Annotated in this window: 18 protein-coding genes and 1 pseudogene; 7 read left to right on the plus strand and 12 right to left on the minus strand. The window is 74.2% G+C overall.

The window, feature by feature from the left end; genetic code table 11:
* Nucleotides 1-207 precede the first annotated feature (207 nt).
* Together J5Y05_RS28585 and J5Y05_RS28590 are read right to left on the minus strand one after the other, a co-directional pair.
* Nucleotides 208-483: a DUF397 domain-containing protein gene (locus J5Y05_RS28585; protein WP_210876181.1), complete on the minus strand. Its 276-nt coding sequence runs from the start codon at nucleotides 481-483 to the stop codon at nucleotides 208-210.
* Nucleotides 484-1,344 (minus strand): Sco1979 family transcriptional regulator, encoded by an 861-nt coding sequence (locus J5Y05_RS28590; protein ID WP_210876182.1) that lies wholly within the window; start codon nucleotides 1,342-1,344, stop codon nucleotides 484-486.
* Nucleotides 1,345-1,591: 247 nt separating this feature from the next.
* On the opposite strand from J5Y05_RS28590, the gene J5Y05_RS28595 reads away from it, so the two are divergent.
* Entirely contained in the window at nucleotides 1,592-2,233 is a 642-nt protein-coding gene (locus tag J5Y05_RS28595) for an ATP-binding protein (protein WP_210876183.1), read from the plus strand.
* Nucleotides 2,230-2,664: a hypothetical protein gene (locus tag J5Y05_RS28600; RefSeq protein ID WP_210876184.1), complete on the plus strand. Its 435-nt coding sequence runs from the start codon at nucleotides 2,230-2,232 to the stop codon at nucleotides 2,662-2,664. The genes J5Y05_RS28595 and J5Y05_RS28600 overlap by 4 nt, the downstream gene beginning before the upstream one ends.
* A gap of 148 nt (nucleotides 2,665-2,812) precedes the next feature.
* Here J5Y05_RS28600 and J5Y05_RS28605 read toward each other — a convergent pair whose 3' ends face one another.
* The 4 genes and pseudogenes from J5Y05_RS28605 to J5Y05_RS28620 all read right to left on the minus strand — a co-directional run bounded on the left by J5Y05_RS28605 (nucleotide 2,813) and on the right by J5Y05_RS28620 (nucleotide 5,659).
* A complete protein-coding gene (locus tag J5Y05_RS28605) occupies nucleotides 2,813-3,001 on the minus strand; it encodes a DUF8839 family protein (RefSeq protein ID WP_210876185.1) in 189 nt (62 codons plus the stop codon).
* Between the two features lie 319 nt (nucleotides 3,002-3,320).
* A pseudogene (locus J5Y05_RS32705) lies at nucleotides 3,321-3,881 on the minus strand (nucleotidyltransferase domain-containing protein); the annotation flags it as partial.
* Between the two features lie 42 nt (nucleotides 3,882-3,923).
* Entirely contained in the window at nucleotides 3,924-4,886 is a 963-nt protein-coding gene (gene pip / locus J5Y05_RS28615; protein ID WP_210876186.1) for a prolyl aminopeptidase, read from the minus strand.
* Nucleotides 4,887-4,918: 32 nt separating this feature from the next.
* Nucleotides 4,919-5,659 carry a uracil-DNA glycosylase gene (locus J5Y05_RS28620; RefSeq protein ID WP_210876187.1) on the minus strand — a complete coding sequence of 247 codons (741 nt, stop codon included), beginning with the start codon at nucleotides 5,657-5,659 and terminating at the stop codon, nucleotides 4,919-4,921.
* A 202-nt stretch (nucleotides 5,660-5,861) separates the two neighbouring features.
* Here J5Y05_RS28620 and J5Y05_RS28625 point away from each other — a divergent pair, with 202 nt between their 5' ends.
* Complete coding sequence (locus J5Y05_RS28625) at nucleotides 5,862-6,365, plus strand: RNA-binding S4 domain-containing protein (protein ID WP_210876188.1); 504 nt, start codon at nucleotides 5,862-5,864, stop codon at nucleotides 6,363-6,365.
* A gap of 62 nt (nucleotides 6,366-6,427) precedes the next feature.
* On the opposite strand, the gene J5Y05_RS28630 is transcribed toward J5Y05_RS28625, so the two are convergent.
* Nucleotides 6,428-7,120: a class I SAM-dependent methyltransferase gene (locus tag J5Y05_RS28630; RefSeq protein WP_210876189.1), complete on the minus strand. Its 693-nt coding sequence runs from the start codon at nucleotides 7,118-7,120 to the stop codon at nucleotides 6,428-6,430.
* A gap of 226 nt (nucleotides 7,121-7,346) precedes the next feature.
* Here J5Y05_RS28630 and J5Y05_RS28635 point away from each other — a divergent pair, with 226 nt between their 5' ends.
* Nucleotides 7,347-7,610 carry a DUF6343 family protein gene (locus J5Y05_RS28635; RefSeq protein ID WP_210876190.1) on the plus strand — a complete coding sequence of 88 codons (264 nt, stop codon included), beginning with the start codon at nucleotides 7,347-7,349 and terminating at the stop codon, nucleotides 7,608-7,610.
* A gap of 89 nt (nucleotides 7,611-7,699) precedes the next feature.
* On the opposite strand, the gene J5Y05_RS28640 is transcribed toward J5Y05_RS28635, so the two are convergent.
* The 4 genes from J5Y05_RS28640 to rpsA all read right to left on the minus strand — a co-directional run bounded on the left by J5Y05_RS28640 (nucleotide 7,700) and on the right by rpsA (nucleotide 11,482).
* A complete protein-coding gene (locus tag J5Y05_RS28640; protein ID WP_030417932.1) occupies nucleotides 7,700-8,080 on the minus strand; it encodes a tetratricopeptide repeat protein in 381 nt (126 codons plus the stop codon).
* Nucleotides 8,081-8,165: 85 nt separating this feature from the next.
* Complete coding sequence (coaE, locus tag J5Y05_RS28645; protein WP_210876191.1) at nucleotides 8,166-8,771, minus strand: dephospho-CoA kinase; 606 nt, start codon at nucleotides 8,769-8,771, stop codon at nucleotides 8,166-8,168.
* 78 nt (nucleotides 8,772-8,849) lie between these two features.
* Nucleotides 8,850-9,788, minus strand: a complete 939-nt coding sequence (locus J5Y05_RS28650) for a PAC2 family protein (RefSeq protein WP_210876192.1) — start codon at nucleotides 9,786-9,788, stop codon at nucleotides 8,850-8,852.
* Between the two features lie 200 nt (nucleotides 9,789-9,988).
* Complete coding sequence (gene rpsA, locus J5Y05_RS28655; protein WP_210876193.1) at nucleotides 9,989-11,482, minus strand: 30S ribosomal protein S1; 1,494 nt, start codon at nucleotides 11,480-11,482, stop codon at nucleotides 9,989-9,991.
* Nucleotides 11,483-11,704: 222 nt separating this feature from the next.
* On the opposite strand from rpsA, the gene J5Y05_RS28660 reads away from it, so the two are divergent.
* Nucleotides 11,705-12,697 (plus strand): class I SAM-dependent methyltransferase, encoded by a 993-nt coding sequence (locus tag J5Y05_RS28660; protein ID WP_372450534.1) that lies wholly within the window; start codon nucleotides 11,705-11,707, stop codon nucleotides 12,695-12,697.
* Between the two features lie 171 nt (nucleotides 12,698-12,868).
* Nucleotides 12,869-15,373: an ATP-dependent helicase HrpB gene (hrpB, locus tag J5Y05_RS28665; RefSeq protein ID WP_210876194.1), complete on the plus strand. Its 2,505-nt coding sequence runs from the start codon at nucleotides 12,869-12,871 to the stop codon at nucleotides 15,371-15,373.
* 60 nt (nucleotides 15,374-15,433) lie between these two features.
* On the opposite strand, the gene J5Y05_RS28670 is transcribed toward hrpB, so the two are convergent.
* The gene (locus J5Y05_RS28670) at nucleotides 15,434-17,221 is read right to left on the minus strand and encodes a lytic transglycosylase domain-containing protein (protein ID WP_210876195.1); all 1,788 of its coding nucleotides are present in this window, start codon (nucleotides 17,219-17,221) and stop codon (nucleotides 15,434-15,436) included.
* 245 nt (nucleotides 17,222-17,466) lie between these two features.
* On the opposite strand from J5Y05_RS28670, the gene J5Y05_RS28675 reads away from it, so the two are divergent.
* Nucleotides 17,467-18,327 carry a DUF4184 family protein gene (locus tag J5Y05_RS28675; protein ID WP_210876196.1) on the plus strand — a complete coding sequence of 287 codons (861 nt, stop codon included), beginning with the start codon at nucleotides 17,467-17,469 and terminating at the stop codon, nucleotides 18,325-18,327.
* The last annotated feature ends 335 nt before the right edge of the window (nucleotides 18,328-18,662 follow it).

Raw genomic sequence — 18,662 nt, forward strand, 5'->3', positions numbered from 1 at the left:
CGGAGGGTCGGGGAACGGGCGGTGATCACCTCCCGGCGTTCCCCCGCCCTCCCGGTGAGGGAAGGCGGCGGAGCGACGGAACGGAACGGGGGGACGGGAGGGAAGCGGGTGGACCGGGACCGAAGGAGAAGGAGAGGGAGAAGGGACGGAAACGGTGTTACGTCAAGAAAAGCTGCTCAAAAAACAAGGCTTAACAGGGCGCGCGTTTCAGGAGAGCAGGAAATCCGCCTCTCCGGCCTTGGCTCCTTGGATGAACGCCGTCATCTCGGCGGAGGTGTAGATCAGCGCGGGTCCGTCGGGGTCGGTGGACTGCCGTACCGCGATGCGGCCGTCGGAGAGCTTCATCGCCTCCAGGCAGTTGCCTCCGTTCCCGCCGCTCCACGGCTTGTGCCAGCCCTCGCTTCCCAGCTCGCGTGCCGGCATGCCGTTGTATATCCGCTGACCGCGCGTCCTCGGGGAACGCTGGGTCGTGATCTGGTTCATTCACAGCTCCTTGCGGAGATCCCGGAGGATCTCCTTCGTGCGATGTGCCGTGGCGGCCTGCGCCGCCATGCGGTCCATGACCTCGAGGTGAGTGGCCACCTCGGCGCGCGCGTCCAGGTAGACGGCGCCGGTCAGGTACTCGCTGTAGACCATGTCCGGGAGTTCCGGCACGGCGAATCGGAACAGCACGAAGGGCCCGTACGTGCCGGGGTGCGGCCCGTTGGCGAACGGGGCCACCTGAAGCGTCACGTTGGGCAGCTTCGTGGCGTCGAGCAGTTTGTCGATCTGGGCCCGCATCACCTCCGGGTCGCCGACCGGCCGGCGCAGCGCGGTCTCGTCCATGACGGCCCAGAGCCTGGGCGCGTCCTTGCGGGCCAGGAGTTCCTGACGCCGCATGCGCAGGTCGACGTGGCGCTCGATGTCCTCGGGCCGGGTCTGGCCTACGGCACCGGAGCGGAGCACCCCGCGCGCGTAGTCCTCGGTCTGGAGCAGGCCGGGGACGAAGTGGGGCTCGTAGGAGCGGATGAGGGCGGCGGCGCCCTCCAGGCTGACGTACATCGAGAACCAGCCGGGGAGGATGTCGTGGAAGCGCTGCCACCACCCGGGCTTGTTGGCGTCCTCGGCCAGCCGGACGAAGGCGACGGCCTCGTCGTCGGCGACGCCGTACGCCTTCAGCAGGAGCTGGAGGTACGGGATCTTGAGCGCGACCTCGGCCATCTCCATGCGGCGGACCGTCGCCGGGGCGACGTGCAGGATGCGGGCGGCCTCCTCGCGTTTGAGGCCCGCGCGTTCCCGCAGGTCCAGCAGGCGCCGGCCGAGGACGACCTGGCCGACCGTCGGCGCGGATCTGGGCTCGCTCACCCGCCCCACCTCCCGAAGAGTGCTGAAAGTCCTGTGATCACGGTTCGTGCGGGTCCGGCCGCGGTGTGCGGACAGCCCTGCGGCGCCATTCGAAGACCTTTTCGAATCTCCGGGTGGATGTTCGATGGTCTGAAGTGGCGCCGCTCGACGTGCTGTTGCGAGCAGTGTGCCATGTCCGTCCAGACCGTCACACAGCACTCTGCAATTTTCAGAGTGACACTTGCCAAGTGTTCACGGCGGGGCGATAGTGGCAAGCGTGATTCCGTCCCCGCCTTTAGGAACAGACGCCACCGCGGGCCGCCTGGGCCGTGGCGCGGCTCTGGCAGCCGGCCCCTCGGGGGCCATGGCCGCCGAGCGCCGGTTCCGTTTCGAGCTGGCCGCACACCCAGGCTCTCCCGCGCAGGCCAGACGCCTGACAAGAGCCCGGTTGACCGGCTGGTCGGTGTGCGAGGACATCTGTGACACCGCGGCCCTGGTCATCTCCGAGCTGGTGACGAACGCGATCGTGCACACCGCGAGCCGCCACATAGTGTGCGAGCTGCACGACGGTGCCGATCTCGTCCGGATAGCCGTCCGCGACGAGGGCTGCGCGCCGGGTCAGCCGCATCCGTCGGCCGACCAGCAGCCCGAGGACGAGCACGGCCGGGGTCTCCTGCTCGTCGACGCCCTGTGCGGGGCATGGGGCGCGCACGAGCACGGTCCGGGCCTGCTGGTCTGGGCCGAGCTGCCGTACAAGGACGACACGCCGCGTGACGGCTCCGAGCCGCGGAACGATCTGGGCTGGGGCGCGCGTCCGAAGCCCGGCCCGGCCGACGGTACGGAGAACGGGGGCACCGCGGAGGGCCGCCGCCGGACGCCGCCTCCCGGGACGGGGGCCCCGTGGCGATGAGTACGGCGTCGGGCGGCCGTCCGCTCGGCCTGGACACTCTGGTCCGGCTGCAACGCGGCCGGCGCGCACCCGCGGCACCCCGCCGGCTGCCCGTGCCGGACGGCATGACGGCCCCGCTGGGCTGCGACGCGGTGGCGGTGCCCGCTCGGTTCGGTCCCCTGGTGATGCCGCGGCTGCCGCGGGTCGGGTGCGTCTACGCCGACGAGGCGCACTGGTGGTGGATCGTCCCGTCCGATTCCGACTACGCGCTGGAGTGGCCCGCGCCCGCCCGGTACGCCACCGGCGCGGTCGTCCCCGACACACCGGCCGTGCCCGGCCTGATCCACCGGCCGGACGACACGGTTCCGTACACCCCGCCGATCCCGCTCTACCTGGCGCTGTGCCGGCTGACCGGGACGACGCCGACGTGGTCGCGTCCGGTGAGCGCCTGACCGACATGCCGTAGGGGGCGGCAGGGGGATCTCTCGGGTATGCGGAGCGGCGGGAGACCGACACGCCCGGGACCGTGAACAGGCGCCACAGGGCGACACGGCACGCGGAGCCGCGACGGCGTGTCGGCACACCGCCGACACGCGCGAATCAGGCGGCGGCGTCGCCGGCCGCCTCGCCACCACCGCGGACGACGACCAGGAACATGTCCGACGCGAGGTCCATCACGACCTCGGCGGGCAGGCCCTCCTGACGCCGCGCGTGGGCGAACTCCTCCGCCGGCCAGGACCCGCGCGGCCCGCCGGCGGGAAAGCGTTCGAGCACCCTCCGCCCGTTCACCCGGCACCTCCCTGTAGCGCTGTACTCGTAGAGTTAAACGCCCATCAGGGAGGGAACGTCTCGTGACGTGACGGGACTGAGACATACCCGACACCCGTTCACCGCACAGCGCGTTCAGTACGTCACCCACCGCTCCTCTCGCTCACACGGTGTAGCACCCCCGCGGGTCGGCACGCGAAACGATCTCGGGGAGCGACAGGGGTTCCTCCTGTGCGACGGCCCGTCAGCGGCAGTGACCGACGGGCCGACGGGAAGAACGGACCCCACGCCGTCGTGCCGGCACAGGAGCTCCACCGCGGACAGCCTCCGGCCTCACCGGTCAGGACATGTCACGGGCCGGGAAGTGAGTCAGCCGCTCCGCTTCCGTCGGGGTCCGGATAAGGATCTCCGGGTCGGAGGTCAGACCGGTCGTCAGTGCGTCGACGGCGTCCGCCAGGCCGGCTCGGGCGAGGAGCCCCTTCTCCTTGGTCACCCACTCCCCGCGTGCGGCGAGGACGGCGTGGGCGGTCTGTGCCGCGGCGAGCACCAGGGCGCCCGCGACCTGGGTGACGGCGCCCCGGGGAGCGTGGCCCGCCTTGGCGTGGGCGAGGGTGGCGGTGGCCATGCCGTGCCGGCGCTCGGGGGCGGTGGCACGCAGGGCGTCCGGGTAGGCGGGGCGCGGGAGCGTGCCGCGCGGTACCTCGTTGACGGCGAGTTCGGCGACCGGCAGAGGCGACCGGCAGACAGGTGGGGATGCCGGCCAGGTGGAACGTGAGCGGCCCGCCTCGGCGTTGGCCCGTCACGCTCCCCCGTTGAAGACACCGCCGCCCCAGGAGCCGATCTCGCCGACCTCTCCGGGCCGGCCGAGGGCGCGTACGCCGGCCGGGTCGAAGGCGCCCCGGTTAGTCGGCGGCGGCAGCGAGCGCCGTACGGAGAAGGCCGGTCAGGTGGTGGGGCGCGCGTAGGTGTCCGTCGCTCGCAGCAGGGCGTCGTCGCCGACGGCGCCTGCGTCGTGTCCGGCCTCGTCGACGATCACCAGGCGGCTGCCGGGCCAGGCGTGGTGGAGCCGCCAGACGATGCCGAGCAGGTTGCCGAAGTCGAGGCTGCCCTGCACGAGGGTGCCGGGGACGCCCTCCAGCAGGTGGGCGTCGCGCAGGACCACGCCCTGGTCGCCGCCCTCGCCGAGGAAGTGGTCGTGGGCCCAGTAGTGCGTGACGGTGCGGGCGAAGCCGAGGCGGAACTCCGGGTCCTCGTACCGGGCGACCGAGCCGGGCGGCGCGGGGATGGTCGCGGTCTCCCAGTCGGTCCACGCCCGCGCGGCACGGGCCCGGACCCGCGGGTCGGGCGACTCCAGCAGGCGGTGGTAGGCGGCGACCGGGTCCTCGCGCTCGCCCTCGGGCAGCTCGGCCAGGAACCGTTCGTGGGCCGCCGGGAAGATCTTGCCCAGTCCGCGGGTCAGCAGTTCCACCTCGGCGCGGGAGCCGGTGGCGACGCCGGTCAGCACCAGTTCGGAGACGACGCCGGGGTGGGTCTGCGCGTACCGCAGCGCGAGCACGGACCCCCAGGACACGCCCCACACCAGCCACCGTTCGATGCCCAGGTGCCCGCGCAGCCGCTCCAGGTCGGCCATCACGTGGGCGGTCGTGTTGACGCTCATGTCGGTGTCGTGGTCGCTCGCGCGGGGCCGCGACCGTCCGGCGCCGCGCTGGTCGAGCAGCACGATCCGGTAGGCGGCGGGGTCGAAGTACCGCCGGTGGTTGGCGCTGGTGCCCGAACCGGGGCCGCCGTGCAGGACCACGGCCGGTTTGCCGTCCGGGTTTCCGCAGGTCTCCCAGTACACCCGGTTGCCGTCGCCGACGTCGAGGAGGCCGTGGTCGTACGGCTCGATCGGTGGATGAAGGCCCATCGGGGCACCCTAGCGCCGCGGGCCCGGACCGCTCATCGGATTTCCGCGGTGCCGCTCTCGTCCGTCGTGGGCAGGCCGGCGGCGCCGGCCGCGGTGCGCAGGACGTCGCGGAGCATGTCGGGGGTGAGACGGCCGGTGAAGGTGTTGCGCTGGCTGACGTGGTAGCAGCCGAAGAGGTGCAGGGGCTCCTCGTCGGGGGCGTCCAGCAGGACGTGCGCGCCGTGTCCGAAGGCCGGCCGGGGCCGGGGCACGGTCCAGCCGGCCGCCGTGAACACGGGCAGCGTGGCCTGCCAGCCGAAGGCGCCGAGCACCACCACGGCCCGCAGGGTCGGCCGGAGCAGCCCCAGTTCCCGGACCAGCCAGGGCCGGCAGGTGTCGCGTTCGGCGGGCGTCGGCTTGTTGGCGGGCGGGGCGCAGTGCACGGGCGAGGTGACGCGTACGCCGTGCAGCGCCAGGCCGTCGTCGGCGGTCACGGAGGTGGGCTGCGAGGCGAGGCCCAGCTCGTACAGCACCCGGTACAGGACATCGCCGGAGCGGTCGCCGGTGAACATCCGGCCCGTACGGTTGCCGCCGTGGGCGGCGGGGGCGAGGCCGATGATCAGCAGGCGTGCGTCCGGCGGGCCGAAGCCCGGCACCGGGCGGCCCCAGTACGTCCAGTCGGCGAAGGCCGGCCGTCTGGTCCGGGCCACCTCCTCCCGCCAGGCGACCAGCCGTGGACAGGCACGGCACCCCGTGATCCGCCGGTCGAGTCGGGCGAGGCCGCTGGTCTCCATGCCTCCACGGTAGGACGCGGGTGGGACGGGCCGCCCGCCGGTGCCGGTAGCGTCGGGTGCCATCCTTGTCGCCCCGCCCCGCCCCCGCCCCTCCCCCCTCCGGGACCCGGCGTGGCATGACCGCCACGACGGCCCTGGCGGCGCGAGCGAGGCGGCAGGAAAGCCGCTCCCGTGTGCGGGGCCGGACGGCTAAGGTCGGAGCATGGCTTCCGAGCATGACGAGGGCGGGCGCGACGCCGGTGCCCCCGGCGGGGAGACCCCCGATCCGAAGACGACCACCGCCGTCGCCGCCGCCGAGGCGGCCCGGCCGCAGCACGGCGAGACCGTCCGCGTCGACAGTTGGATCTGGGCCGTCCGCCTGATCAAGACGCGTTCGCTCGGCGCGACCGCCTGCCGGGGCGGCCACGTCCGGGTGAACGGGGAGCGCGTCAAGCCCGCGTACGCCCTGCGCGTCGGTGACGAGGTGCGCCTGCGGCACGACGGTCGGGAGCGGGTCGTCGTCGTGAAGCGGCTGATCCGCAAGCGGGTCGGCGCCCCCGTCGCCGTCCAGTGCTACCTCGACAACTCCCCGCCGCCCCCGCCCCGGGAGGCCGTCGCCCCGGCCGGTATCCGGGACCGCGGCACGGGACGCCCCACCAAGCGCGACCGCCGGGAGATGGAGCGCCTGCGCGGACTGCACGCCCCCGGCCACCCGGAAGGGCACTGACTCCACGGCGCCGGGCACGGCCGCCCGCACCCGCCTCCATCCGCTGAGCCGGGCCGGTCAGGTCAGGTCATCGGCACCGCCCGCACCCAGGTCTCGTCGTCGGTCAGATACCGGTCCACGCGCAGCCCCGCCTCTTCGAGCGCCGTCTCGAACTGTTCCCGCGTCAGTGCCCGGGAGCGGAAGGTCTGCGTCCAGACCGTCTCCGGGAACACGTACTCCGCGCGGACGCGGTCGACGCCGTCGCCCTCCGGCTCCACCGACGCGATGCGTATGGTGAAGCCGGCCGGGTCCGGGCGTTCGCGCGGGACGTCGGTGTGGGCGTCGGCCCTCTCGCGCTGGATCAGGACGCAGCCGCCCTCCGCGACATGGCGGACGCAGCTCCGCAGCAGGCGGCGCCGCAACTCGGTGTCGCCGGTGTGGACGAGGCACGAGGCCAGCATCACCGCGTCGAAGGTCTCGGCCAGGTCCAGGTCCTCGATGGCCGCCCGTATGGTCCGTGCGCCGCGCACGCGTTCCAGCATCTCGGCGGATTCGTCGACCGCCGTGACGGTGAATCCGCGCTCCAGCAGCGGGTGGGTCACGCGGCCCACTCCGCAGCCCAGTTCGAGGATGCGCGCGCCCGCGGGCACCGCCGCCTCGACGATGTCCGGCTCCGGGCCGACGGACAGCCGCGCGTACACCTCCACGGCGCAGCCGTCCGGGGTGATGGCTCCGGGTCCTGTCCCCTCGTGTCCCGCTCTCGTCTTCGCCTCCATGCCCGTCCAACGGGCCGGGTCCGCACAGCCGTTCCCCCTCCGAACCGATTCACTCGAACGAGAACGCGATGGCCTGCGGCGCGTTTCCCGGGGAGCTTCGCGTGACCGGTACACGGCGGAAGGTCCTCGGTCAGGGCCGGCCCGCCGACCGGGTCGGGGCAGAGACCGGCCCACCGACGTCCCCGACACGTCCGCAGTACCGTGGCCGTAGGAGTGGGTGGTAGCCATGCGTACAGGCAGTGAACCGGCCACCGCGCGCAGTGCGCTGCGGGCGCGGTTCTGGCTGAGCCTGTGGGGCCTGGTCTGGGCGGTCTTCGGCACGACCGTCTTCGCGCTCACCGGGCGTCCCGGCTGGGCCGCCGCGTGCGGTGTGCTGTGGGTGATCGTCATGGTCGACCTGGGCGTGATCGTCCGGCACATCCGGCAGGGCCCGCACTACCAGCCCGGCCGCGACATCCCGCCCTACCGGCCCCCGCGGGACCATCCGTAGACAAGCCCCGTCAGAACCCTCGGCGGTCTCAGGCAGCGCTCGCCCCGCCCCACGCCGTCCGCACCCTCACCCCGTCCTCACCATCGCCCTCACCCGTCGAACCGTGCCTGCTGCACGTACTCCGGGTTCGGGTCCAGGGCCGCGGCCAGCCGGAAGTGGCGTCGGGCCTGGTCGGGACAGCCCCGGCGTTCGTAGGTACGGGCCAGGGCGAAGTGCGCGAAGGCGTTGTCCGGCTCGCGTTCCAGGACGATGGTGAACTCCAGCTCCGCCGGCCGGAGCTGCGCCGCCGCGAAGAAGGCCCGTGCGCGCAGCAGCCGGGCCGCGGTGTTCTCCGGGTGGGCGGCGATGACCCCGTCGAGCAGTTTCACCGCTCCCCGTGGGTCCCGGGCCGCGAGCAACTGCTCGGCGGCGCGGAAGTCGATGACGTCCGTTTCCGGAGTGCGTCCGGTCGAACCGCGGTTCTCGGCCACGACAGAGTCCTTCCTTCGCCGGAAACAGCGGTCAACGCCCGTACGCCGGCCGGTATTCCCGGGGGCGGCCGGAACCGGGTCGTCCTCAGGCGGTGGTGTGGGCCCGGCGGGCCAGTTCGTCCCACACCTCGCGTACGCGGCGCCGCAGTTGGTCCAGGGGTACGTCGTTGTCGATGACGATGTCCGCGACCGCCCGGCGCTCCTCCCGGGTGGCCTGCGCGTTCATGCGGGCGCGGGCATCCGCCTCGGTCATGCCGCGCAGCCGCACCAGCCGGTCGAGCTGGGTGGCGGGGTCGGTGTCGACGACGACGACCACGTCGTAGAGGGGGGCGAGCCCGTTCTCGGTGAGGAGGGGGACGTCGTGGACGACGACGGCGTCACGCGGAGCGGCGGCCTCCAGCTCACGGGAGCGGGCGCCGACCAGCGGGTGGACGATACCGTTGAGGACGGCGAGCTTCTCCGGGTCGGCGAAGACCAGGGAGCCGAGTTTCGGCCGGTCGAGGCGGCCGTCCGCGGTGAGGACGCCGTCGCCGAACGCCTCGACGACGGCGGCGAGTCCGGGCGTCCCCGGCTCGACCACCTCGCGCGCGATGCGGTCCGCGTCGACGAGTACGGCCCCGTACTCGACGAGCAGCCGCGACACCTCGCTCTTGCCGGCGCCGATTCCACCGGTCAGGCCCACCGTCAGCATGGACGGCAGCTTAGGCCCTGCCCCTCACACCGCCCTGAGACGGGGCCCGCCTCCGGCGGCAACGTCCCGCCGGGCACGTCAGCCCTCGCCCTCCCGCTCGGCCAGGAACCGTTCGAACTCGCGGCCGATCTCGTCCGCCGAGGGGATCTCGACGGGCTCGGCGAGCATGTTGCCCCGGCTCTCGGCGCCGGCGGCGGCGTCGTACTGGTGCTCCAGGCCCTGGATGAGGGCGGTCAGCTCCTCGTCGCCCTCCTGGACCTGGCGGTCGATCTCGGTCTGGGTGCGGTGGGCCTCGGTGCGCAGGGAATGCGCGATGCCGGGCAGGACCAGGCCGGTCGCGGCCGTGATGGTCTCCAGGACGGTCAGCGCCGCGTCCGGGTACGGGGAGCGGGCGATGTAGTGCGGCACGTGCGCGGCGACGCCGAGGACCTCGTGGCCGGCCTGCATCAGCCGGTACTCGACCAGCGCCTCGGCGCTGCCGGGGACCTGGGCCTCCTCGAAGGGGCTGCGGTGACCGGGGACGAGGTCGGTGCGGTTGCCGTGCGGGGTGATGCCGACGGGACGGGTGTGGGGGACGCCCATGGGGATGCCGTGGAAGTTCACGGCGAGGCGGACGCCGAGGCGTTCCACGATCTGCCCGACGGCCGCGGCGAAGCGCTCCCACTCGACGTCCGGTTCGGGGCCGGAGAGCAGCAGGAAGGGTGCCCCGGTGGTGTCCTGGACCATCCGCACCTCGATGACGGGGTCCTCGTACTCCGTCCAGGTGTCCCGCTTGAAGGTCAGCAGGGGACGGCGGGCGCGGTAGTCGACGAGCCGGTCGTGGTCGAACCGGGCGACGACCTGGTGGGGCAGCGAGTCCAGCACCTGGTCGACGATCTGGTCGCCGGTCTCGCCGGCGTCGATGTAGCCGTCGAAGTGGTAGAGCATGACCAGTCCGGCCGACTCCTGGGCCAGCGCCAGGTCGACGACCGCCAGGCCCTTCGGCTCCCATGCGTACAGCTCCCGCGGATCAAGCACGTGACCGCTCCCCTCCTCGTGTTCGTCACTCACAACGCGGGCCCCTGCCCGGACATTCCCCGTGGGCGCCGCCGAACAGGTGCTCCCCTCGCGGGCCCGGGTCCCCTCGGCGGACGCGGCGAGGGCCCGCACCCCGATCGGGGTGCGGGCCCTCGCTTCACGAGCTACGGCTCGCCGTGGAGCCTCTGCTCAGCGCGCGCTCAGCTCTGGCCGCCGGCCAGCTTCTCGCGCAGCGCGGCCAGCGCCTCGTCCGACGCCAGGGCGCCGGAGTTGTCGCCGCCCTCGGACGAGTACGAACCGCCACCGGACGCGGCCGGAGCGGCGGCCTCGCCACCCTCGGCAGCGGCCTTCTCGTCCGCCTCGCGGGACTTGATGACCTGCGCCTGGTGCTGCTCGAAGCGCTGCTGCGCCTCGGCGTACTGGGTCTCCCACGCCTCGCGCTGGGTCTCGTACCCCTCGAGCCAGTCGTTGGTCTCGGGGTCGAAGCCCTCGGGGTAGATGTAGTTGCCCTGGTCGTCGTAGGACGCGGCCATGCCGTACAGGGTCGGGTCGAACTCGACCGCGGACGGGTCGGCACCGAACGCCTCGTTGGCCTGCTTCAGCGAGAGGCTGATGCGGCGGCGCTCGAGGTCGATGTCGATGACCTTGACGAAGATCTCGTCGTTGACCTGGACGACCTGCTCCGGGATCTCCACGTGGCGCTCGGCCAGCTCGGAGATGTGGACCAGGCCCTCGATGCCCTCGTCGACGCGGACGAACGCACCGAACGGAACCAGCTTCGTGACCTTGCCGGGGACGACCTGGCCGATCTGGTGGGTCCGGGCGAACTGCTGCCACGGGTCTTCCTGGGTCGCCTTCAGCGACAGGGAGACGCGCTCGCGGTCCATGTCGACGTCGAGGACCTCGACCGTGACCTCCTGGCCGACCTCGACGACTTCGGAGGGGTGGTCGATGTGCTTCCAGGACAGCTCGGAGACGTGGACCAGACCGTCGACGCCACCCAGGTCCACGAAGGCACCGAAGTTGACGATCGAGGAGACGACGCCGGACCGCACCTGACCCTTCTGGAGGGTGGTGAGGAAGGTCTGGCGGACCTCGGACTGGGTCTGCTCCAGCCAGGCACGGCGGGACAGGACCACGTTGTTGCGGTTCTTGTCCAGCTCGATGATCTTCGCCTCGAGCTCCTTGCCCACGTAGGGCTGGAGGTCGCGGACGCGGCGCATCTCGACCAGGGAGGCCGGGAGGAAGCCGCGGAGGCCGATGTCGAGGATGAGACCACCCTTGACGACCTCGATGACGGTACCGGTGACGATGCCGTCCTCTTCCTTGATCTTCTCGATGGTGCCCCAGGCACGCTCGTACTGGGCGCGCTTCTTCGAGAGGATCAGGCGGCCTTCCTTGTCCTCCTTCTGAAGGACCAGGGCCTCGATCTCGTCGCCGACGGCAACGACCTCATTGGGGTCGACGTCGTGCTTGATCGAGAGCTCGCGGCTCGGGATGACACCTTCGGTCTTGTAACCGATGTCGAGCAGGACCTCGTCCCGGTCGACCTTCACGATGACGCCGTCGACGATGTCGCCGTCGTTGAAGTACTTGATCGTCTCGTCGATCGCGGCGAGGAAGGCTTCCTCGTTACCGATGTCGTTGACCGCTACCTGCGGGGTGGTGGCGGTGGTCTCGGTGCTGCTCGTCATGTGGGAAAGGGCTCCGGTACGGACATTGAAGTCGTAGGCACTGCTTGCGCCGGGAGCCCTTTTCGCTCTGAAGAAGCCGGACAGCCAAGGAAGCGCCCCGAAAATCAGTGGCGCCTCAAGAACCGAGGGGACATACAACAGATGCGAGCGCGACCTGCTACGTCTGAGGTGCGCAGGCCCGCAGCGCAACTTGTAGCATACGTGGGCAGCCGGGCAGGGTCAATGCGCGAAGCCGCACACCCGGGACAGATCCTCGCATACCCGGCGGACGAGTCGTCTCCGGAAGCCACAGGGACGCTTCCGCGCCCCGTGCGCGACGTCCGGACCCGGCGTGTCGCACGAGCCGAAAGACCTTCGGAAGAGCCGAAGACTAGTACGAGGGAGCCCGCCATCCAAGAGCCCGAAGGACCCCGGACCGAGGTGCCCGAGCCCGAGGCCACCCGCCGCGCCGCGGGGGTCACGGAGAGTTCCCGCGCCAACCGCGGCTGGTGGGACAGGAACGCGGACGAGTACCAGACCGAGCACGGCACCTTCCTCGGCGACGCGCGTTTCGTGTGGTGCCCCGAGGGGCTGGACGAGGTCGAGGCGGAGCTGCTCGGCCCGTCGGAGGAGCTGACGGGCAAGGACGTCCTGGAGATCGGCGCCGGCGCCGCCCAGTGCGCGCGCTGGCTGGCCGCCCAGGGCGCCCGCCCGGTCGCCCTGGACCTCTCCCACCGCCAGCTCCAGCACGCGCTGCGGATCGGCGGCTCCTTCCCGCTGGTCTGCGCCGACGCCTCCGTCCTGCCCTTCGCGGACGGCTCCTTCGACCTGGCGTGCTCGGCCTACGGGGCGCTGCCCTTCGTCGCCGATCCGCGGCTGGTGCTGCGGGAGGTGCGCCGGGTGCTGCGGCCCGGCGGGCGGTTCGTCTTCTCGGTGACGCATCCGCTGCGCTGGGCCTTCCCGGACGAGCCGGGCCCCGAGGGGCTGTCGGTCTCCGGCTCCTACTTCGACCGCACGCCCTACGTCGAGCAGGACGAGGAGGGCCGCGCGGTCTACGTGGAGCACCACAGGACGATCGGCGACCGGGTCCGGGACGTCGCCACGTCCGGGTTCCGGCTGGTGGACCTGGTGGAGCCGGAGTGGCCGGAGTGGAACACCTCCGAGTGGGGCGGCTGGTCCCCGCTGCGCGGGCACCTCATCCCCGGGACGGCGATCTTCGTCTGCGAGCGCGACTGAGCCACCCCGCGCGCCCCGGCGTCCGCCACGCGCGCGTTCCCCGGCACGCCCGGCCGCCGGCCACGCGCGCGTCGCGCACCCCCGCCTCGCCGCGCGCCACGCGCGCGTAGGGAACGGCCCCCGGCACCCTGGCCGTACGGGGCACCCCGGGCGGCGTACGACACTGGGGGCGTGATCCGTGACGACGCCCTGGACGCCCTGCCCGTACGCGCCGCCCTTCCGGCGTTGCGCGACGCCCTCGCGGACCACGGCACGGCCGTGCTGGTCGCGCCGCCCGGCACCGGGAAGACCACGCTGGTGCCGCCGGCCCTGGCGGGCCTGTTCGGCGACGGGCCGCCGCGGCGGGTGATCGTGGCCGAGCCCCGGCGGATCGCGGCGCGCGCGGCGGCCCGGCGCATCGCATGGCTGCTGGGCGAACGGCCGGGCGGGCGTGTCGGCTACACCGTGCGCGGCGAACGGGCCGTGGGGCGGGACACGCGCGTGGAGGTCGTCACGACCGGCGTGCTGCTCCAGCGGCTCCAGCGCGACCAGGAGTTGACCGGTGTCGACGCGGTGGTGCTCGACGAGTGCCACGAACGGCATCTGGACGCGGACACGACGGCCGCCTTCCTGTGGGACGTGCGGCAGACGCTGCGGCCGGATTTGCGGCTGGTGGCCGCCTCCGCGACGACGGACGCGCAGGGCTGGTCCCGGCTGCTGGGCGACGCGCCGGTGGTCGAGGCTCCGGGCGTGTCGTACCCGGTCGAGGTGGTGTGGGCGCCGCCGGCCCGCCCCTTCCGGCCGCCGCACGGCACGCGCGTGGACCCGGCGCTCCCCGCCCACGTGGCGACGGTGATCCGCGTGGCCCTGTCCGAACGCGACGGTGACGTGCTCTGTTTCCTGCCCGGCGTCGGGGAGATCGCCCGGGTGGCGGGGGCCCTCGGGGACCTCGGCGGCGTGGACGTGCTCCAGGTGCACGGGCGGGCGCCCGCCGCGGTGCAGGACGCGGTGCTGAGCCCGGCCGCGCGGCGCCGGGTGGTGCTGGCGACCTCGGTGGCGGAGTCGTCCCTGACGGTGCCGGGCGTACGGGTGGTGGTGGACGCGGGGCTGGCGCGGGAGCCGCGGGTGGACCACGCGCGGGGGCTGAGCGCGCTGACCACGGTGCGCGTCTCGCGGGCGTCGGCGCGGCAGCGGGCCGGGCGCGCGGGGCGGGAGGCGCCGGGCGTGGTGTACCGGTGCTGGACGGAGGCGGAGGACGCGCGGCTGACGCGGTTCCCGGCGCCGGAGATCAAGGTGGCCGATCTGACGGCGTTCGCGCTCCAGGCGGCCTGCTGGGGTGATCCGGACGCCTCCGGTCTGGCGCTGCTGGACGCGCCGCCGGCCGGGGCGATGGCCGCGGCGCGGTCGGTGCTGGCGGCCGTGGGCGCGGTGGACCCCGCCGGGCGGGCCACCGCGCGGGGTGTCCGGCTGGCGCGGCTGGGGCTGCATCCCCGGCTGGGGCGGGCGCTGCTCGACGCCGGGGGCGCGGAGGCGGTGGCCGAGGTGGTGGCGCTGCTCGGCGAGGAGCCGCCGCGCGAGTACGGGGACGATCTGGCGTCCGCCGTACGGGCGGCCCGGCGGGGCGGGGACGCCTACGGGGCCCGGTGGCGGACCGAGGTGCGCCGGCTGCGGTCGGCGGCGGGCGGGGCGGGCGGACCGGCGCCGGGCGTGGTGGTGCCGTCGGCCGGGGACGCGCTCGCGGGGCTCGTGGCGGCGCTGGCGTACCCCGAGCGGGTGGCGAGGAAGGACGGCGGCTCGCACCTGATGGCGTCCGGGACGCGGGCGGAGCTGCCGGAGGGGTCGGGGCTGCGGGACGCGCCGTGGATCGCCGTGGCGGTGGCCGACCGGCCGGTGGGCCGGGGGCACGCGCGCGTGCGGCTCGCCGCCGCGGTCGACGAGGAGACGGCCCGGCTCGCCGCGGGGGCGCTGCTGACGGAGCGGGACGAGGTGCGCTGGGCGGACGGCGACGTGGTCGCCCGGCGGGTCGAGGCGCTGGGCGCGGTCGAGCTGGCCGCGCGGCCCCTGCGCGACGCGGACCCCGCGCTCGTGCGGCAGGCGCTGCTGGAGGGGTTGCGGCGGGAGGGGTTCGGGCTGCTGCGCTGGTCGGCCGAGGCGCGGGTGCTGCGGCAGCGGCTGGCGTTCCTGCGGCTGCACCGGGGCGAGCCGTGGCCGGACGTCGGCGAGGAGGCGCTGCACGCGCGGGTGGATCAGTGGCTGGAGCCGGAGCTGAGCCGGGCGCGGCGGCGGGCGGACCTGGCGCGGATCGACGCCGGGCAGGCGCTGGCGCGGCTGCTGCCGTGGGCGTCGGGCGAGGCGGGGCGGCTCGACGCGCTCGCACCGGAGCGGATCACCGTGCCCAGCGGCTCCCGGGTCCGGGTCGACTACGGCGATCCGGAGCGGCCGGTGCTCGCGGTGAAGCTCCAGGAGATGTTCGGGCTCCAGCGCTCGCCGGAGGTGGCGGGCGTCCCGCTCCTGGTGCACCTGCTCTCCCCGGCCGGTCGTCCGGCCGCGGTCACCGCGGACCTGGCGTCCTTCTGGCGGGAGGGCTACCGCGGTGTGCGCGCGGAGCTGCGCGGCCGGTATCCGAAGCACCCCTGGCCCGAGGACCCGGCGTCGGCGGAGCCGACCCGGCACACCAAGGCGCGGCTGGGGCGGTGACCCGCCCGGGACACCGTCAGGGGCGCCCCGGTGCGGGCGACACGCCCGGCGCGAGGCCGGTCAGGGCGCGTCGGTGCCGGTGGACGGGCCGGGGGACGGTTCCGCCTCGGGCTCGGCGACCTCCAGGAGGACGTCGAGCGTGGCGCCGCCCGCGGTGGTGAGGCGGAGCACGAAGGTGCCGGTGGTGTCGTCGGCGTACAGCTCGGGCAGGGTCAGCAGGCCGTCGGCGTCGGTGCGCAGCCCGGTGAGGGTGCGGACGGGGTTGCCGTCGGCGTCCTTGAAGTGGGGGCCCTTGTCGTTCTCGGCCGGGTCCTCCTCGGAGGTGACGAGCGTGGCGGTGACGGCGACCTTGCCGGCGGCTTCGCCCTCGCGGGTGGCCTTGACCCGGACCCGGTCCTCGAACCGCTCGCCGGGCACGCAGGTGAGCGGCGTGTCGGCGGTGCGGACGAGGGTGTCGGCGGTGCGTTCGGTGACGGTGGCCCGGTAGGAGAGGCCGGGTATCAGGCGGCCGACGACGGTGGCGCGGACGGTGAAGGCGCCGGTCTTCTCGCCCGCCCGCAGTTCGGGGGCGTGGGCGACGCCGGAGGCGTCGGTGCGGACCGTGGCGACGGCCTCCCCGTCGGCGAAGACGGCGTCGGTGTCGCCGGTGACGGTGAAGCGGACCCGGACGCCGGCGACGGCCTCGCCGTCCTCTGTCACGGCCCGGGTGCCGATGCGCTGGGCGAAGGCGTCGCCCGCGGTGGCGGTGAGCCGTGGCGTGCCGGCGTTCTCCAGGTGGTGCACCGTGTCGGTGGGCGTGGGTGTGGGCGTGGGCGTCCCGGTCGGCGGGTCGCTCGGTTCGGGCTTCGGGGAGCCGGTGCCGGGCGGGGTGGGCTCGGTGGGCCGGGGCGGCGTGCCGGGGGCGGGGGCCGACGGGCTCGGGGTGGTGCCGGGGGTGGCGCCCGGCGCCCGGGGGCCGGTGGAGCCGCCGGTGCCGGTGCCGGGGGTGGTCGGTCCGGGCCGGGTCGTGCCGCGGCCGGAGTCGCTGCGGGCGCCGGGCAGCGGGCCGGTGCCGTCCGGGATCTCGTGGGTGTTCTTGCGGTAGTACTCCAGCCAGGACAGGACCGTGCGGTAGTAGTCCTCGGAGCCGTTGTAGCTGAGTACGGCGCGGCGGAGGTCGGCTTGCCGGGAGAGGTCCCAGCCGTTGCGGCACAGGTAGTGGCCGGCGGCGAGGGTGGCGTCGTAGATGTTGTTCGGGTCCTCGACGCCGTCGCCGTTGCCGTCGCGGCCCGCCCAGGCCCAGGTCGACGGAATGAACTGCATGGGGCCGACCGCGTTGTCGTACCGGCTGTTGCCGTCGTACCGGCCGCCGTCGGTGTCCTTGATGAGCGCGAAGCCGTTGCCGTCGAGCTGGGGGCCGATGATCCGGGTGAGGGTGGTCCCGTCGGCGCCGAGGCGCCCGCCGCCGGCGTGGCCGGATTCCACCTTGCCGATGGCGGCGAGGAGTTGCCACGGGAGGTTGCAGCCGGGCTTGTCCCGGCGCAGCGCCGCCTCGGCCTTCTTGTAGGCGTCGAGGACGGTCGCGGGTATCCCCGCCTCGGCCGGCCCCCGGGATTCGGGGGTGCCGGTGGCCGGTGCGGGTTTCGGGCTGTTGAGCGGCGGCAGTTCGGTGTAGTAGGGCGAGTTGCCGGTGGCGCTGTCGTCGCCGTCCGGGCCGCCTGGGGCGGCGGTGTCGGAGGTGGTACCCGTGCCGGGTCCGCCGGCGGCCACGTCGGGGGCCTGGGACGCGGACAGCGCCGCGACCGCGACCGCCGCCACGGTGGTGGTGACCGCGCCCTTGCGGAGTCGCCTGCCGAATTGCGCCGCCATAGAGTGAACCCCTCCCGTGGACGCCCTCGCGCCCTCGTCCGTCCGTCCCGGCCGCGGTGGTCGCCGAGCCTCTCCGCCCTGGGGGTGACGCTCGGTCCGCGCCGGGGGTTGCACCACGCCGTCCGCGCCGTGGTGTTCGTCTGTTCGACCAGTACGGTGCCCGCAGGCGACCCTACGGCAACTTCCTTTGCGCGGGCACCCGTTCATGTCCGATTTTCACCACTTGCCCCTATGAGGAGCCCGCGTTGCCGTTCACGCTCAGTCATGCCGCCGCCGTGCTGCCCGGAGTGCGGGCCGACGGGACGGGACGGGGACGACTGGTTCCGGCCGTTCTCGTGGCGGGCTCCTTCGCTCCGGACCTGACCTATTACGCGGCCAGTTTCGTCTCCGGGGCGATGGGGTTCGGGGACGTGACGCACTCCCTGCCGGGGGTCCTCACCGTCGACGTCCTCCTCGCCTGGGCCCTGGTGGGGCTCTGGCTGCTGCTGCGGGAACCGCTGGTGGCCCTGGTCCCCGGGTCCTGCCGGGGCCGCGTGGCGGCGCTGGTCCGGTGCGGGGCGCCGCGTGCGCGCCCTCGGGCGTCGCTGGTGGCGTGGTGGTACGGCTCGGCGGTGCTGGGCGCGCTGACGCACGTGGTGTGGGACGCCTTCACCCACCCCGGCCGGTGGGGGACGCGGGTGGTCCCGGCACTCGCCCGGGACGTCGCGGGCTCACCGCTGTACTGGTGGGTGCAGTACGGCAGTTCCGCCGTGGCCGCGGTGGCGATCGGCGCCTTCCTGGTGCGGGCGCTGCGCCGCGTGCCGGCGGGCCGGGCGGCGGGCGTTCCGGACCTGTCCGTACGGGACCGGGTCTGGGCCGGGGTGCTGCTCGGCGGCTGCGCGGTGGCGGGCGCGGTACGGCGGGCGGACCGGTGGTGGGAGGTCTGGGGCGCGGTCGCGGCCCCGTGGGAGCTGGTCCCGTCCCTCTGCTTCGGCGCGGGCGCGGGGCTGGCCCCGGCGCTGCTGCTGTACGCGGTGGCGGTACGGGCGAGGCGTCCGGTGGGGGGCGGCGAGGACGTGGACGGAGAGGCGGAGGCGGCGGGGGCGAGGGGGACGGCGGTGCGGTGAGGGGCGCGTCGGCCCCGCCCTCGTCCGTACGCCTCGCCCCCGGCGCCGACGGCCCACGTGATCGGCCTCGGGTTCAGGGCGCGGCGTCCGGTCCGGCCGGGCGGGGAGCGGGAGGCGAGGCGGGGGCGGGGTTCGGGCGCGCGCCGAGGGCGCCGGAGGCCGTCGTCCGTACGGTCCGGGCCCGCGCCCGCAGACCGTCGGCGAACACCCGGCCCGCACGGGCCAGCCCGGTCCAGCGCCCCGGCGCCGCCCGGCGTGGGGGCACGGTGGGCGATGCCCCGGACGGAGGGGCCGGTGCGGCCCGGTCTCGCGGGGGTGAGCCGGCCGGCTCCCGG

This window comes from Streptomyces tagetis, assembly GCF_018069565.1.
Taxonomy (GTDB): domain Bacteria; phylum Actinomycetota; class Actinomycetes; order Streptomycetales; family Streptomycetaceae; genus Streptomyces; species Streptomyces tagetis.